Origin of the sequence: Izhakiella australiensis (assembly GCF_002006995.1) — a bacterium.
Taxonomy (GTDB): Bacteria; Pseudomonadota; Gammaproteobacteria; order Enterobacterales; family Enterobacteriaceae; genus Izhakiella; species Izhakiella australiensis.
Map to the genome: position 1 here is coordinate 84,921 of NZ_MRUL01000012.1, position 15,583 is coordinate 100,503.

The window sequence follows — 15,583 nt, forward strand, 5'->3', positions numbered from 1 at the left end:
TACACCAACGCGCCCGGACGGATTACACCTCCAGCAACAGACGGGTCGGATCTTCCAGCAGCTCTTTAATCGCCACCAGGTATCCCACAGACTCACGTCCATCGATCAGGCGGTGATCGTAGGAGAGCGCCAGATACATCATCGGCAGGATCGCGACCTGACCGTTGACCGCCATCGGCCGATCTTTAATAGCGTGCATCCCGAGGATGGCACTCTGCGGCGGGTTGATGATCGGGGTGGACATCAGCGAACCAAAGACGCCGCCGTTGGTGATGGTGAAATTACCGCCAGTCAGTTCATCAACCGTCAGCTTACCGTCACGACCTTTAACCGCCAGCTCTTTGATTTTCTTCTCGATATCAGCCATGCCCAGCGCATCAACATCGCGCAGAACCGGCGTTACCAGTCCACGTGGGGTTGAAACGGCGATGCTGACGTCAAAGTAGTTGTGATAAACCACATCTTCGCCGTCAATCGAGGCGTTAACTTCCGGGAAGCGTTTCAGCGCTTCAACCACCGCTTTGATGTAGAAGGACATAAAGCCGAGGCGAACGCCGTGACGTTTTTCAAACACGTCGCCGTACTGCTTGCGCAGATCCATAATCGGCTTCATGTTGACTTCGTTGAAGGTTGTCAGCATCGCGGTGCTGTTTTTAGCCTCCAGCAGGCGTTCAGCAACGCGCTTACGCAGACGGGTCATCGGCACGCGCTTCTCGCTGCGGTTACCCAATGCTGGCGCCTGAGCGGCGCTGGCAGCTGCCGGCGCGGCTTTGCCTTCCGCCGGTTTTTTCGCCAGGTGTTTTTCAACATCTTCGCGCGTGATACGACCGCCAACGCCGCTGCCTTTAATTGCTGAGGCATCGAGGTTGTGTTCGGCGATCAAACGACGAATCGCCGGGCTGAGCGCATCATTGCTTTCGCCATCTTCCAGCGAAGCAGTCTGACGATCAGCAGGCGTCGACTCTTTGGTTTCTACTTTCGCCGAGGTTTCTTTACCTGCGCTGTTGCCCTCTTTCAGGCGACCCAGCGCCTGACGCGAGGTAACGGTAGCACCTTCGTCCTCAAGTATCGTTTCCAGAACGCCATCGGCTACCGCCGGTACTTCCAGTACAACCTTGTCGGTTTCAATTTCTACCAGCACTTCATCCCGCTTAACGCTATCACCGGGTTTTTTGTGCCAGGTTGCGACTGTTGCATCGGCAACGGATTCAGGCAGGTCGGGAACAAGAATATCTACGCTACTCATTATTTATCCTTTAATTAATCAACGTTCAGCGCATCATTAACCAGATCTTGCTGCTGCTGCTGGTGAACGGACATATAGCCTACGGCTGGCGAAGCCGACGCTGGGCGACCGGCATAACGTAATGAAGCCCCAAAGGGCACCGCTTCACGGAAATGGTGCTGACTGCAGTACCAGGCACCCTGGTTCAGCGGCTCTTCCTGACACCACACAAAATCATGAACGTGCGCATAGGGCTGTAATACATCCTGCAGCACCTTTTGCGGGAACGGATAGAGCTGTTCGATACGCACAATAGCGACGTTAGTCTGATCGTTCTTACGGCGTTTCTCTAACAGGTCATAGTAGACCTTACCGGAACAGAGCACGACGCGCTTAACGCCCTGCGGATCCAGATCATCGATTTCACCGATAGCCGGCTGGAACGCGCCGCTGGCCAGTTCTTCAAGGCTGGAAATCGCCTGAGGATGGCGCAGCAGAGATTTGGGCGACATCACCACCAGCGGACGGCGCATTCCGCGCAGCGCCTGACGGCGCAGCATGTGATACACCTGAGCCGGCGTTGAAGGCACGCAAACCTGCATATTCTGCTCTGCGCAAAGCTGCAGATAGCGTTCGAGGCGGGCAGATGAGTGCTCTGGCCCCTGACCTTCATAGCCGTGCGGCAACAGCATAACCAGGCCGCACATCCGCCCCCATTTTTGCTCGCCGGAGCTGATGAACTGGTCAATAACCACCTGGGCGCCGTTGGCGAAGTCGCCGAACTGCGCTTCCCAGATAGTCAGGGTACGCGGTTCCGCTGTGGCATAGCCATATTCAAACGCCAGCACCGCTTCCTCAGAAAGCACCGAGTCCCAGACTTTAAACTCGCCCTGACCGCTGTGAATATGGTGCAGCGGCGTGTAGGTCGAACCGTTGGCCTGGTTGTGGATCACCGCATGGCGATGGAAGAAAGTCCCGCGCCCGCTATCCTCACCGGACAGGCGAACCGGAATGCCTTCATCCACCAGCGTGGCATAGGCGAGGTTTTCAGCGCCGCCCCAGTCGAACGGCTTGTTGCCCGCCGCCATCTCGGCGCGATCGTTGTAAATCTTCGCGACGCGCGACTGCATTTCCACGCTTTCCGGCACCTGACTGATGCGCTTCGCCAGCTCCTGAACGCGCTTCATTTCTACGGTTTCCGGATAGCTCTCATCCCACTCATGGTTAAGATAAGGCGACCAGGTGAAAGAGTGCAGGCTCATCGGACGCCACGCAGGCACCACGCATTCACCAGCATCCAGCGCGTCGCGATAGAGATTAACCATTTCGGTTGAATCTTCCGTTTTCACTACGCCAGCGGCTTCCAGACGATCTGCATAAATTTTACGCGGCGTCGGATGCTTTTTAATTTTCTGGTACATCAACGGCTGCGTGGCGCTTGGCTCATCAGCTTCGTTATGACCATGACGGCGATAGCAGAACAGGTCGATAAATACATCGCGCTTAAAGGTATTGCGATAATCCAGCGCCAGGCGGGTAACAAAAGCGACCGCTTCCGGGTCATCGGCATTAACGTGGAAAATCGGTGCCTGCACCATTTTACCGATATCGGTACAGTATGGTGTTGAACGCGCATCGCGCGGATTAGAGGTGGTAAAACCCACCTGGTTGTTGATAACGATACGCACCGTACCGCCAACTTCATAGCCGCGCGCCAGAGACATGTTCAGCGTCTCCTGCACCACGCCCTGCCCGGTCACAGCGGCATCGCCGTGAATGGTGATCGGCAGAACCTGGTTGCTACCCGGCTTGTCCAGGCGATCGAGACGGGCGCGCACCGAGCCCATGACCACCGGGCTGACGATTTCCAGATGCGACGGGTTGAACGCCAGTGCCAGATGCACCATACCGCCTTCCGTTTCCACATCTGACGAAAAGCCCATGTGGTATTTCACGTCGCCGGTACCGAGATGCTCTTTATGTTTACCGGAGAACTCGTCGAACAGGTCCTGCGGTTTTTTACCCAGCACGTTAATCAGAACGTTCAGGCGTCCGCGGTGCGCCATGCCAAGCACCACTTCGCGGGTGCCCGTTTTACCGGCATGGTGGATCATGTCATTGAGCATCGGCACCAGCGCATCGCCGCCTTCCAGCGAGAAGCGCTTCGCACCCGGGAATTTAGCGCCGAGATAGCGCTCGAGGCCTTCCGCAGCGGTAAGCTGCTTGAGGAAGCCCTTCTTCTCCTCGGTGGAAAAGCTCGGCAGGCCAACAACGGATTCAATACGCTGCTGGATCCAACGTTTCTCTTCGGTGCTGGTAATATGCATATATTCGGCGCCGACCGAACCGCAGTAGGTTTGCTTAAGCGCGGCAACCAAATCAGCCAGCTTCATCGTCTCTTTGCCGATAGCAAAGGAACCGACGTTAAACGATTCCTGGAAGTCTTCGGCGTTCAGTTCATGAAAAGCCGGATCGAGATCGGCAACCGTTTCCTGCTTCCACAAGCCGAGGGGATCAAGATTCGCATGTTGATGGCCGCGGAAACGATAAGCGTTGATCAACTGCAGGACTTTAACCTGTTTCGAATTGGTTGCGGGATCGGAGACTGAAGCGGTATAGCGCGTGCTGTCTTTCGCCAGACGACGGAAATAATCACGCGTTTGGGAGTGGAACTGTTCAGGTTTGACCCCGGTGCCGGGTAACTGCTGGAAAAGGGTCTTCCAGACCGCATCCACAGAGTCAGGATCGGTGAGATAATCCTCATAGAGCTGCTCTATGTAGGACTGGTTTGCGCCAGCCAGCCAGGAAGAGTCCAGCCAGGGTTTCATCGCGCTGTTCTGCATGTTGATGCCCTTAAGCATTTTCTGCTTTTTTTCGCCGTGGTGATTAATGGGATCCCTTAGAACCCCGCGCCGCGTTAACGGCTTGCCGTAGTAAAAGTTCAACGATACGAGTCGAAATACATCTCACTTCGTCCCGTAAGGGAACCCTGGTAAGGCCTGTCTGTCGGCGGTTGCAGACAAACCTTACAAGGGTTTCCGTTAGCAGACGGGCGTATTCGCCCGTCTGAATCAACTTAGTTCTGAACCAACTTAGTTAAGCACCGCGCTGCAGCAACATCGATTTGATATGGCCGATAGCACGGGTCGGGTTCAACCCTTTAGGGCATACATTGACGCAGTTCATGATGCTATGGCACCGGAATACGCTGAAAGCATCGTTAAGATTATCAAGACGCTGATTGGTTTCGGTATCACGGCTGTCAATCAGGAAGCGATAAGCCGCCAGCAGCCCCGCAGGCCCGATGAACTTGTCCGGATTCCACCAGAATGATGGACAGGAAGTCGAACAGCAGGCGCAGAGGATACATTCGTACAGGCCATCCAGTTTTTCACGCTGGGTCGGCGACTGCAGATGCTCACGTGCTGGAGGATTCTCCCCGTTGTTAAGCAGAAACGGTTTGATCTTCTCATACTGAGCATAAAACTGACTCATATCAACGACCAGGTCGCGAATAACCGGCAGACCCGGCAGCGGGCGAATGACGATTTTCTTCTTGCCGTTGCCCAGTGCGGAAACCGGCGTAATGCAGGCCAGACCGTTTTTACCGTTCATATTCAGGCCGTCTGAACCACAAACGCCTTCGCGGCATGAGCGGCGGAAAGCCAGGGTCGGGTCTTTATCTTTCAGCCGCATCAGAACGTCCAGCAGCATCATGTCGCGCCCGTCTTCCGCTTCCAGCGAATAGTCCTGCATACGCGGCGCGTCATCAACGTCCGGGTTATAACGATAAATGGAAAATTCGAGTCTCATCGTTTTCTCTCCGCAATTAGTAGGTACGCGCTTTTGGCGGGAACGCGGCGCGCAGTTTCGGCTGCATGTTCACCTCGCGGCGCGTCATGCTTTCCGATTGCGGCACATACAGGCTATGGCACAGCCAGTTGGCGTCATCACGATCCGGGTAGTCAAAACGGCTGTGAGCGCCGCGACTTTCGGTACGGAAGTTCGCCGCAACGGCCGTGGCGTAAGCGGTTTCCATCAGGTTATCCAACTCCAGGCACTCAACGCGCTGGGTGTTGAAGTCGCTGGAGCGGTCGTCGAGACGGGCGTTTTTCAGTCGCTCGCGCAGCACCTTCAGCTCCTGCAGACCCTTCGCCATCGCATCGCCTTCACGGAACACCGAGAAGTTATGCTGCATACAGGTTTGCAGCGCTTTGCGCAGCTCAGCCGGATCTTCGCCGGAGGTGTTGTTGTCCCAGCGGTTATAGCGCGCCAGCGCGGCGTCAATTTCTTCCTCGGTGGCCTCTTTCAGCTCACCCTGCTGGGCAATAGATTCCTGCAGATGAAGGCCGGCAGCGCGGCCGAACACCACCAGATCCAGCAGCGAGTTGCCGCCAAGACGGTTAGCACCGTGAACAGATACGCAGGCAATCTCACCCACGGCAAACAGTCCGGGGATCAACACGTCTTCGCCCTGCTCATTGACACCGAGCGCCTGACCGGAGACGCGGGTCGGAATGCCGCCCATCATATAGTGGCAGGTTGGGATAACCGGGATCGGCTCTTTCACCGGATCCACGTGGGCAAACGTCCGCGACAGTTCGAGAATGCCCGGCAGGCGCGCTTCCAGCACCTCTTTACCCAGATGATCCAATTTGAGCTTAATGTGCGGCCCCCACGGACCTTCACAGCCGCGGCCTTCACGGATCTCAATCATCATTGAGCGGGCGACCACATCGCGACCGGCAAGGTCTTTGGCGTTAGGCGCGTAGCGCTCCATAAAGCGTTCGCCGTGTTTATTCAGCAGATAACCCCCTTCGCCGCGGCACCCTTCGGTAACCAACACGCCGGCACCGGCAATCCCGGTCGGGTGGAACTGCCACATTTCCATGTCCTGCACCGGTACGCCAGCGCGCAGCGCCATACCAACGCCATCGCCGGTGTTGATATGCGCATTGGTGGTGGACTGGAAAATACGCCCGGCGCCGCCAGTAGCCAGCACCGTCGCCTTCGCTTTGAAGTAAACCACTTCACCGGTTTCGATACAGAGCGCGGTGCAACCTACGACGGCGCCGTCAGCATTCTTCACCAGATCAAGTGCATACCATTCGGAGAAAATAGTGGTTTTGTTTTTCAGGTTCTGCTGGTAGAGGGTATGCAGCAGCGCATGCCCGGTACGGTCAGCCGCCGCTGCGGTGCGCGCAGCCTGCTCGCCGCCAAAATTTTTCGACTGTCCGCCGAACGGGCGCTGATAAATGCTCCCATCGTCAAGACGGGAAAAAGGCAGTCCCATATGTTCCAGTTCCAGAATGGCTTCCGGACCGGTTTTACACATATATTCGATCGCGTCCTGGTCGCCAATATAGTCGGAACCTTTAACGGTGTCATACATGTGCCATTCCCAGTTATCTTCATGGGTATTACCCAGGGCAACGGTAATACCGCCCTGAGCCGATACCGTATGGGAACGGGTTGGAAAAACTTTAGACAGTAGCGCGCAAGTTTGACCGGACTGGGAAATTTGCAGTGCAGCACGCATCCCTGCCCCGCCAGCGCCTACGACTACGGCATCAAACTCTCTGACAGGTAATTTCATCACACACCCCACACCACAACGGTTCCATAAATCGCATAAACAAATAGCACAATGACAACAGCCAGTTGCAGTAGCAAACGGCCGGCAACCGACTTAACGTAGTCGGTCAACACTTGCCACATACCAATCCAGCCATGCACCAGAATGGAAAATAACGTCAGAAGGGTAAATACTTTAGTGAAGTTAGATGCAAAGAATCCGTGCCAAACGTCATAGGTCAGCGGTGCGGACATAATGACGAAAGCGAGAATATAGAGCACATAAAGCGCGATTATCATGGCCGCGCCGCGTAGCAGCAGCCAGTCATGAATACCATTACGCCCCAGTGCAGAAGCATTGCTTACCATACGAGGACTCCAGCCAGAATAGATAGCACGACAGTGACAACAAAAGAGATTTGTGCGGAACGCGTTCCGGCTTCCAGTGTTTCTCCCAGAATGCCGAAGTCCATCAGCATGTGACGTATCCCACCGGCGATGTGATAAGCCAGCGCAGTGAGGATGCCCCAAACGATGAATTTGACGATAAAGCTGTCCATGATGGCCGCAGCCTGCATGAAACCTTCGGGAGATGAGAGCGAGAGACCCAGCAACCAGAGCAGTATGCCGACGGCAACAAAAGTGATGACGCCTGATACGCGGTGGAGAATGGATGCAATTGCGGTAACGGGAAACCGGATCGTAGTGAGATCCAAGTTGACAGGTCTTTGTTTTTTCACGGTTTAGCCCACACAGCTTTTTTTATTTTGCTTCCTCCGGTCCTGAAGGCTAGCCAGACAATACAATCGTCTAAATCGAGCACCGTCACCAAAACAGCAACATCCAGTGTTATTGACGCGGTAAAACGCTGGGTGGCTCCTGGTGTCAGGGAATTCCGGAGACCTGGCCGAAGTATAGGGGTTTCACATTCTTATTACAATTCCCCTACAAACTCTTTGGTCACATTTAGGTGAAACAGTGATCTCTTTCACGGTTTCCATATTTTACATAAATTTAATTATCTGATTTGACAAAAGTTCAACAATTTTGTTACAAACGAGCGCATAAAAAATCTATGATGCGGAAAAGTTATGGGGATACACTTTCCCCTAAGCACAAGTTATGTAACATTGAGCATCTTGTTAATCTATAACGCTTATCTGTAGAGTAAAAAAACATTGAATTATCAGGTTTTGGTTAAAGCTGTATGAGTAAGTCATGATCACATCGAATCTTTAACATCCTTGAAACGCAAAATTATCGTGCCCTCATGCTGACATGCGCGCTTGATTCTGTACCCGAAGGCAAACGCCTCAGAGTAACCAGCGCGGCACCCGGCGAAAGCAGTACCGGACATGGTGCATTTCAGAGGACGAAGATTCCAACTATAAGGCGCTAAGGAGACTGTAAATGGCTGATAAAAAAGCAACGCTTACCCTTGAAGGTGGAACGCCTATCGAGCTGAAAGTGCTGAAAGGCACCCTCGGCCAGGATGTCGTAGATGTACGCAATCTGGGCTCTAACGATCTGTTTACCTTCGATCCGGGGTTCACTTCTACAGCGTCCTGCGAGTCAAAAATTACGTACATTGATGGCGATGAAGGTATCCTGCTGCACCGCGGCTTTCCTATTGATGAGCTGGCAACACATTCAAATTACCTTGAAGTTTGTTACATTTTGCTGAATGGCGAAGCACCTAACAAAAAACAGTTCGAGGAATTCAAAACCATCGTCACCCGTCACACCATGATCCATGAGCAGATAACCCATCTGTTCCGCGGTTTCCGTCGTGACTCGCACCCGATGGCCGTGATGTGTGGCGTTACCGGCGCGCTGGCGGCATTTTACCATGACGCCATGGACGTTAATATCGAGCGCCATCGCGAAATCGCAGCGTTCCGACTACTCTCCAAAATGCCAACCGTAACCGCGATGTGTTACAAATACTCGATTGGCCAGCCTTTTGTTTATCCTCGTAACGATCTCTCCTATGCCGGTAACTTCCTCCACATGATGTTCTCCACGCCTTGTGAAGACTATAAGGTGAACCCGGTACTGGAAAAAGCCATGGATCGTATCCTGATCCTGCATGCCGATCACGAGCAGAACGCCTCCACATCGACCGTGCGTACCGCGGGCTCTTCCGGAGCGAATCCGTTCGCCTGTATCGCTGCGGGTATCGCCTCGCTGTGGGGACCGGCGCACGGTGGCGCTAACGAAGCCTGTCTGCGGATGCTGGAAGAGATCGAAACCGTCGAACATATCCCGGAATTCCTGCGCCGGGCGAAAGATAAAAATGACTCTTTCCGCCTGATGGGCTTTGGTCACCGCGTTTACAAAAACTATGACCCACGCGCCACCGTAATGCGCGAAACCTGCCATGAAGTGCTGCAGGAGCTGGGGATGAAGGATGACCTGCTTGAAGTCGCCATGGAGCTGGAGCATATTGCGCTCAATGACCCCTACTTCATCGAACGTAAGCTCTACCCGAACGTCGACTTCTACTCCGGGCTGATTCTGAAAGCGATGGGTATTCCGATTTCCATGTTTACCGCCATTTTCGCCATGGCGCGTACCGTCGGCTGGATTGCCCACTGGAAAGAGATGCACGACGAAGGTATGAAGATCGCGCGTCCACGCCAGCTCTACACCGGCTATGAGAAACGCAGCTTTAAGTCCAATCTGAAGTAAAACGGCTTTTCACTGCGATGAAAAACGGACGCTGCGGCGTCCGTTTTTATTTCTGACAGCCCGGACACCAGAAGAACGGCCGCGAAGACAGCGTCTGTTTCTGAATAGCCTCACCACAGCGCCGGCACTTTTTCCCCTGGCGGTGGAACACTTCGAAGCGAAACGTTCCCTCTTTATCCATGGTCCCGCGCGTCTGATAAGAAAGCCGCGGCACCGCAATCAACGCCTGAGACAGCGTCTGGCACTGCTGCGGCGTCAAATCCATACTACGATGCGTCGCCAGCAGCCCGGCGTGCCAGAGGATCTCCACCCGCAGATAGTTACCCAGCCCGGCGAGAAATGCCTGGTCGAGCAGCAGTCCGCTGAACTGGCGACAGCGAAAGCGCGCCGATAGCAATCGTTCGGCGACCTGCGCCACATTGAGACGAGGATCAAGCACGTCCGGCCCGACCCGCTGCAAAAAGGGATGTTCCACCAGCCCCTGGGCGTTGAGCAGCTCAATATCCGAGGCGCTGTACAGCAGCGCCTGTTTCTCACGCGTGGCCAGTTTAACCCGCAGTACCCGCCGGGTATCCAGCGTCTCGTCAGCCTCAGCAATGCGCCAGACCCCGTACAGCTGGTTATGGCTGTAAAGCGTCAGGCCATTGCTGAAGTGGGTGAGCATTGCCTTACCGCGCGTTGCGATATCCGTTATATGTTCGCCTTCCAGCGCCGGCGCATAGGTTTTCAGCGCCGGCATAGCAAACCACACTTCCGTCAGCGCTTGCTGTCCGACCGCCTCCTCCAGCTGGTCGGCCACCCGCCTTATTTCCGGTCCCTCTGGCATAATCGCTCCGTGATTAGTGCGTGGCGCCGCCCGTCTGGCGGATGTCTTCTTCAACGCTGAGCGCGGCGGTTAATGCGGCTTCCAGCGCGCGAATAACGCTATCGGCTGACATACTGGCCTGCCCCGGATGGGCAACCGCCTGCTCCGGCAGGTAAGGTATGTGAATAAAGCCGCCGCGCACCTGCGGCCTGTGCTGATGCAGGTAGTGCAGCAAACCGTACATCACATGGTTGCATACGTAGGTGCCGGCGGTTTGCGATACCGCCGCCGGAATACCCGCTTCGCGAATCGCGGCGACCATGGCTTTGATCGGCAAGGTAGCAAAATACGCTGCCGGCCCTTCTGCGGCGATTGGCCGGTCAATGGGCTGCTGACCGCAATTATCGGCAATGCGCGCATCGTCAACGTTAATGCCGATGCGCTCGACGCTGACCTCTGCCCGCCCGCCTGCCTGGCCGACGGCCAGCACCATTACGGGCTGCACGCTTTCAATCGTTTGCTGCAGCACCGTCAGCGATTGCCCGAACGCACAGGGCAGCTGGCGCGCGATAACCGTTGCGCCCACCAGCTCGCGCCTATCCAGCTGACGTACCGCTTCCCATGACGGGTTCAGCGTTTCGCCGTCAAACGGCTCAAAGGCGGTAATCAGTATCGTTTTCATTGCAACTCCTCAGCTTTCTTTGCTCTGTGACGCACCACGATCGGGAAAGCGATAGCTTGTGGACCGGCGACGCATAGCATATTGCGACCAGTCCCTGCCCTGCTCACGCCGGATTATCGATATCGATAAAGGTGACATCCAGCTGGTGTTCCTTTGCCAGCCACTCACCCAGAGCGCGAATACCAGCACGTTCGGTGGCATGGTGGCCGGCGGCGTAAAAATGCAGGCCGCACTCGCGCGCGGTATGAATGGTTTTTTCGGACACCTCACCGCTGATAAAAGCATCAACGCCAAAGGCCGCCGCCTCGTCGATAAAGCCCTGACCACCGCCGGTACACCAGGCCACGCGGCGAATCGTCGCCGGCGCGTTGTCACCGCAGTGTAGCGGCGGGCGATGGAGCTTCTCGCCGATGTGCCGGGCAAACGCCGCGCCGTCCAGCGGTGTGGTTAGCTCTCCCCAGGGGACCAGCGGCATAATTTCGCCGCGGACCTCGATATCCAACAGGCTGGCCAGCTGCGCATTGTTGCCGAGCGTCGGATGCGCATCCAGCGGCAGATGCCAGCCAAACAGATTAATATCGTTGGTCAGCAGCGTTTTCAGACGCTGGCGTTTCATGCCGCTGATAACCGCGGGCTCCGATTTCCAGAAATAACCGTGATGGACCAGCACCGCATCCGCTTGCAGGCGCACCGCCTCGTCCAGCAGCGCCTGGCAGGCGGTAACCCCCGTCACAATGCGCTTAATTTCCGGGCGGCCTTCAACCTGCAATCCGTTGGGGGCGTAATCCTGAAAGCTGGCAGTGTTCAACTGCCGGTTAACAATCTGTTCCAGTTCGCTATTGCGCATCAGATATCCTGTTAATTCTTTGCTGCCTCAAAGGCATCCAGCGTTTGTTTTCTTGCTGCTTTATGTTCCACAATTGGCGCCGGATATGCGAGTTTTTGCTGATTTTTTTTCGCCCATTCATGAGGTGCATGGATACCGTTGTCCGGCACGTCTTTCAACTCAGGAACCCAGCGGCGGATAAAATCACCGCCGGCATCAAAGCGTTCGCTCTGGGTGGTTGGATTGAAAATACGAAAATAGGGCGCGGCGTCGGTGCCGGTTGATGCCGCCCACTGCCAGCCGCCATTATTAGCCGCCAGATCGCCGTCGATCAGCTGCTCAATAAAATGACGCTCGCCGATGCGCCAGTCGAGCAGCAGGTCTTTAACCAGAAAGCTGGCGCTGATCATGCGCAGTCGGTTATGCATCCATCCCAGGGTTTTAAGCTGACGCATCGCCGCATCAACGATAGGATAACCGGTCTGCCCCTCACGCCAGGCTTGCAGATGGCGATCGTTTTTCTGCCAGCGGATATTACGCGTCCAGTCAACGAACGGCTGGTGTTTACACAAAGCCGGCCAGGCCACCAGCAGGTGGCGGTAAAATTCGCGCCAGATGATTTCATTCAGCCAGACAAAAGCCCGATCGCCGTCCAGCGCCTGCGGATGCTCGGCCAGTACCCGGTGCAAACACTGACGCGGAGAAAGCACCCCCAGCGCCAGGTAAACCGACAGCCGACTGGTGCCATCCTGCGCCGGGATATCACGCCGGTCGGGATACTCGCCGACAGGGGTCTTGCAGAACTGGCGCAGTCGCTTAAGGGCCGCGTCTTCGCCGGCAGGAAACAGGGTTTGGTCGTAACCCTGGCAGGGATAATCAAATTTTTTCAGCGCCGGTTTACGCGCCAGCGGCGCCCCTTCACGGGCAGCGGGCGCGTTGACGCAGACAGGCAGCTCCTGCTGCAAACGTTTAATCACCGCTTTGGAGAACGGCGTAAACACTTTGTACATTGCCTGGCCGCCGGTCTGTATGGTTCCCGGCGCAAACAGCAGGCTGTCATCGAATCCCTGCACCTCAATGTCAGCCTTGTTCAGTTCGCGTTCAGCCTGCACGTCGCGGTCGCGTTCATTGACTTCATACTGATAGTTATAAAACACGCGCTCAACATGGTGCTTTTTACAAAAAGCCATCAGGCTTTCCACCGCGCCAGCAAAATCGCTGCTGGTTTCCTGATAGAGGGCGATGCCTTTTTGTGCCAGCGCCGCCTGTACATCCTGCAGGCTATGCCAGAGAAATTCCGCCTGCCTCGGTGCCATTCCATGCTTTTGCCACTGGCCGGGAGTAGCAATAAATAGCGCGATAACTTTTGCCTGAGCGTCGCGACATGCAGCGTGTAACGCATAGTTATCATGAATTCTCAGATCGTTACGTAGCCAGACCAGATGGGTCTTCATAAAACTCCTTCGCGTTAATCAGTGACCGTAACGCAGCCGCAGGGCTTCCGGATAGGGTTCGAAGTAGCGCTGCTGTGCCAGCCAGCTGTTGGGATACTCCGCCATATAGTGTTTCAGCAAGGTGATCGGCGCCAATAGCGGCTGCAATCCGCGCCGGTAGTGATCGATGAGCGAAGCCAGCTCCTGACGCTGCGGCGAGCTTAACTCACGGCGGAAATAGCCCTGCACGTGCATCAGTACGTTGGTATGGTTGCTGCGGGTGGCCTGATTTTTCATTAAATCCATCAGGCGCTGACGGTATTCACCCGCGTACTCTTCCAGCGAATCCCAGCTGTCCATGGCGGCGACGAAGCGCCCAAGATCGCGATACTCCTGCTGGTTATGGGCCAGTAAAGACAGCTTGTAGCGGCTGTGAAAATCCATCAGCTTCGCCCGGGTCAGTCCGCTACGCCACAGGCGGTTTAACTCGTGCAGCGTGTAGACGCGCTCAACGAAGTTTTCCCGGATGGCGGCATCGTTCAGGCGCCCCTCTTCTTCCACCGGCAGCCACGGCATCGCCGCCATCAGTTCGGCGGTGAATAAACCGCGCCCGGCTTTACGATTAATATTGCTGTCAGGCTGATAAAGTCTTACCCGCTCCATGCCGCAACTTGGCGATTTTGCGCAGACAATGTAGCCGCAAAGATGGCCCAGCGAGGCCGCCTTTTGTTGCGAGAAAGCCCGCATTTGTTCGGTCAGCGGCTCGCCCTCGCCGTTGCTAAAAACTAGCGACACCTCCCCTTCTGGCTGTTCAGTAAGCCGCAGCGCCGGGCGCGGCGTATCCAGCCCAATGGCAATTTCCGGGCAGACGGGTTCATAGCGCATGTAAGGCGCCAGCTCGTTGGTGGCAAAGTCACAGCGTTTGTGTCCGCCATCAAAGCGAACATTTTTACCGAGCAGGCAAGCACTGATTCCTACGGGGATTTTCTCACTCATACTTGTACAACCTTTTCATAACTGTATAAGTTAGAGTGTAGCCTAAAGTCTCCCCGCTGGCGTTAAATAATGGCCATGCCGGCATGACGAGGGGTAAAAAAAATCCCGCCAGCGGCGGGATTGGGGATTATTTTGCTAACGACTGAAACCGGCAATTAATAGTAATAGGCGCCGGTAGATTCAGCCTGTGACAGCCAGACCGGTTTGTTGCTGGTTTTTATCCAGTAGCGGTGCAAATAGCTGTAAAAGCGGGCGCGATCGCGGCGACGCAGCATAAAAGGCAGCGCCAGCACGCCGATGGTCACCGCAGTCAGGCGGCGCAAAAAAATATGAAGTGGTGAATATGATTGATAGAGCGCCATATATCCTCCTGCTGTGAACGGCTCTTGATTGCGTAAAATAATACCGTCTTTTGTGTAAAAAAACTACTCATCCGACCACATCAAACAGCCAAATCGTGCTTTTTTAGCCCCATGATGAAATTAAGTTTCACTTTGGTAATTTAAAGGTTAATTCAATGTTAACTAAATCACGATTTATCCGATATTATTTACTGCGCCTTTAACAACGCGGCAGGCGTTTTTTTGTTAGATTAATTGCCAGCTAAATTAACGATTATGCAGATGCCAGATGAGCCAGAACCAGACCAGCATTCTTATCGTCGAAGATGAAAAAGAGATCCGCCGCTTCCTGCGTATTACGCTTGAGTCCGAGTCACTACGGGTTTTTGAAGCGGAAACGTTGCAGCGCGGATTAATTGAGACCGCCACCCGCCAACCGGATTTAGTGATTCTCGATCTCGGCCTGCCGGACGGCGACGGCAATCTGTTTATTCGCGACGTGCGTCAATGGTCGTCGGTGCCGATTATCGTGCTATCAGCGCGCAACGATGAGCAGGATAAAATTACCGCGCTGGATGCCGGCGCCAATGACTTTCTCACCAAACCCTTTGGCACCGGTGAGCTAATGGCAAGGGTACGGGTCGCGCTGCGCCACAGAAATAGCGCACAAGGCGCCGTCGGCAGCACGATTCAGCTTGGCGAAATTACCCTGAACCTTGCGGAACGCCGGGTAACCCGGGGCAATGAGCATCTTCATCTGACGCCGATTGAATTTCGCCTGCTGGCCGCGCTGATGACCCATCCGGGAAAAGTGCTTACCCAGCGCCAGCTATTGAATGAAGTCTGGGGGCCGAACGCGGTGGAACATAATCACTATTTGCGTATCTATATGGGCCATCTGCGCCAAAAGCTGGAAATCACCCCGGCGCAGCCGCGCTATCTGCTTACCGAAACCGGCGTCGGCTATCGCTTTATGCCATAAAAAAACCCCGCTCGGGCATACCGCCGAC

14 protein-coding genes are annotated in these 15,583 nt (G+C 55.1%); 2 read left to right on the forward strand and 12 right to left on the reverse strand.

Going from position 1 to position 15,583, the window contains the following annotated elements; translation table 11 throughout:
• Positions 1-22: 22 nt before the first annotated feature.
• The 6 genes from odhB to sdhC all read right to left on the reverse strand — a co-directional run bounded on the left by odhB (position 23) and on the right by sdhC (position 7,539).
• Positions 23-1,246: a 2-oxoglutarate dehydrogenase complex dihydrolipoyllysine-residue succinyltransferase gene (odhB, locus tag BTJ39_RS16305; RefSeq protein ID WP_078003752.1), complete on the reverse strand. Its 1,224-nt coding sequence runs from the start codon at positions 1,244-1,246 to the stop codon at positions 23-25.
• A gap of 14 nt (positions 1,247-1,260) precedes the next feature.
• The gene (gene sucA / locus BTJ39_RS16310; RefSeq protein WP_078003813.1) at positions 1,261-4,068 is read right to left on the reverse strand and encodes a 2-oxoglutarate dehydrogenase E1 component; all 2,808 of its coding nucleotides are present in this window, start codon (positions 4,066-4,068) and stop codon (positions 1,261-1,263) included.
• 253 nt (positions 4,069-4,321) lie between these two features.
• Entirely contained in the window at positions 4,322-5,038 is a 717-nt protein-coding gene (locus tag BTJ39_RS16315) for a succinate dehydrogenase iron-sulfur subunit (protein WP_078003753.1), read from the reverse strand.
• Between the two features lie 16 nt (positions 5,039-5,054).
• Entirely contained in the window at positions 5,055-6,821 is a 1,767-nt protein-coding gene (gene sdhA / locus BTJ39_RS16320) for a succinate dehydrogenase flavoprotein subunit (RefSeq protein ID WP_078003754.1), read from the reverse strand.
• On the reverse strand, positions 6,821-7,168 hold the full coding sequence (gene sdhD, locus BTJ39_RS16325) for a succinate dehydrogenase membrane anchor subunit (protein ID WP_078003755.1): 348 nt from the start codon (positions 7,166-7,168) through the stop codon (positions 6,821-6,823). Before sdhD ends, sdhA begins: the two co-directional genes overlap by 1 nt.
• Positions 7,162-7,539 carry a succinate dehydrogenase cytochrome b556 subunit gene (gene sdhC / locus BTJ39_RS16330; protein WP_078003756.1) on the reverse strand — a complete coding sequence of 126 codons (378 nt, stop codon included), beginning with the start codon at positions 7,537-7,539 and terminating at the stop codon, positions 7,162-7,164. The genes sdhD and sdhC overlap by 7 nt, the downstream gene beginning before the upstream one ends.
• Positions 7,540-8,209: 670 nt before the next feature.
• Between sdhC and BTJ39_RS16335 the strand changes: the two genes are divergently transcribed.
• On the forward strand, positions 8,210-9,490 hold the full coding sequence (locus BTJ39_RS16335; protein WP_078003757.1) for a citrate synthase: 1,281 nt from the start codon (positions 8,210-8,212) through the stop codon (positions 9,488-9,490).
• Between the two features lie 46 nt (positions 9,491-9,536).
• Here the strand turns inward: BTJ39_RS16335 and nei are convergent, their stop codons facing one another.
• The 6 genes from nei to BTJ39_RS16365 all read right to left on the reverse strand — a co-directional run bounded on the left by nei (position 9,537) and on the right by BTJ39_RS16365 (position 14,594).
• Entirely contained in the window at positions 9,537-10,316 is a 780-nt protein-coding gene (nei, locus tag BTJ39_RS16340) for an endonuclease VIII (RefSeq protein ID WP_078003758.1), read from the reverse strand.
• 13 nt (positions 10,317-10,329) lie between these two features.
• Positions 10,330-10,977 (reverse strand): pyroglutamyl-peptidase I, encoded by a 648-nt coding sequence (gene pcp, locus BTJ39_RS16345; RefSeq protein WP_078003759.1) that lies wholly within the window; start codon positions 10,975-10,977, stop codon positions 10,330-10,332.
• A gap of 103 nt (positions 10,978-11,080) precedes the next feature.
• Positions 11,081-11,824: a type 2 GTP cyclohydrolase I gene (locus BTJ39_RS16350; protein ID WP_078003760.1), complete on the reverse strand. Its 744-nt coding sequence runs from the start codon at positions 11,822-11,824 to the stop codon at positions 11,081-11,083.
• An 11-nt stretch (positions 11,825-11,835) separates the two neighbouring features.
• Entirely contained in the window at positions 11,836-13,257 is a 1,422-nt protein-coding gene (gene phrB / locus BTJ39_RS16355) for a deoxyribodipyrimidine photo-lyase (protein ID WP_078003761.1), read from the reverse strand.
• Between the two features lie 18 nt (positions 13,258-13,275).
• The gene (locus tag BTJ39_RS16360) at positions 13,276-14,232 is read right to left on the reverse strand and encodes a YbgA family protein (RefSeq protein ID WP_078003762.1); all 957 of its coding nucleotides are present in this window, start codon (positions 14,230-14,232) and stop codon (positions 13,276-13,278) included.
• A 155-nt stretch (positions 14,233-14,387) separates the two neighbouring features.
• The gene (locus tag BTJ39_RS16365) at positions 14,388-14,594 is read right to left on the reverse strand and encodes a DUF2517 family protein (RefSeq protein WP_078003763.1); all 207 of its coding nucleotides are present in this window, start codon (positions 14,592-14,594) and stop codon (positions 14,388-14,390) included.
• A 268-nt stretch (positions 14,595-14,862) separates the two neighbouring features.
• Here BTJ39_RS16365 and kdpE point away from each other — a divergent pair, with 268 nt between their 5' ends.
• Entirely contained in the window at positions 14,863-15,555 is a 693-nt protein-coding gene (gene kdpE / locus BTJ39_RS16370; RefSeq protein ID WP_078003764.1) for a two-component system response regulator KdpE, read from the forward strand.
• Positions 15,556-15,583 lie beyond the last annotated feature (28 nt).

Coding starts and splice junctions, on each gene's coding strand:
- odhB (WP_078003752.1), bottom strand. CDS start 1,246: ATGAGTAGCGTAGATATTCTTGTTCCCGACCTGCCTGAATCCGTTGCC.
- sucA (WP_078003813.1), bottom strand. CDS start 4,068: ATGCAGAACAGCGCGATGAAACCCTGGCTGGACTCTTCCTGGCTGGCT.
- BTJ39_RS16315 (WP_078003753.1), bottom strand. CDS start 5,038: ATGAGACTCGAATTTTCCATTTATCGTTATAACCCGGACGTTGATGAC.
- sdhA (WP_078003754.1), bottom strand. CDS start 6,821: ATGAAATTACCTGTCAGAGAGTTTGATGCCGTAGTCGTAGGCGCTGGC.
- sdhD (WP_078003755.1), bottom strand. CDS start 7,168: ATGGTAAGCAATGCTTCTGCACTGGGGCGTAATGGTATTCATGACTGG.
- BTJ39_RS16335 (WP_078003757.1), top strand. CDS start 8,210: ATGGCTGATAAAAAAGCAACGCTTACCCTTGAAGGTGGAACGCCTATC.
- nei (WP_078003758.1), bottom strand. CDS start 10,316: ATGCCAGAGGGACCGGAAATAAGGCGGGTGGCCGACCAGCTGGAGGAG.
- pcp (WP_078003759.1), bottom strand. CDS start 10,977: ATGAAAACGATACTGATTACCGCCTTTGAGCCGTTTGACGGCGAAACG.
- BTJ39_RS16350 (WP_078003760.1), bottom strand. CDS start 11,824: ATGCGCAATAGCGAACTGGAACAGATTGTTAACCGGCAGTTGAACACT.
- phrB (WP_078003761.1), bottom strand. CDS start 13,257: ATGAAGACCCATCTGGTCTGGCTACGTAACGATCTGAGAATTCATGAT.
- BTJ39_RS16360 (WP_078003762.1), bottom strand. CDS start 14,232: ATGAGTGAGAAAATCCCCGTAGGAATCAGTGCTTGCCTGCTCGGTAAA.
- BTJ39_RS16365 (WP_078003763.1), bottom strand. CDS start 14,594: ATGGCGCTCTATCAATCATATTCACCACTTCATATTTTTTTGCGCCGC.
- kdpE (WP_078003764.1), top strand. CDS start 14,863: ATGAGCCAGAACCAGACCAGCATTCTTATCGTCGAAGATGAAAAAGAG.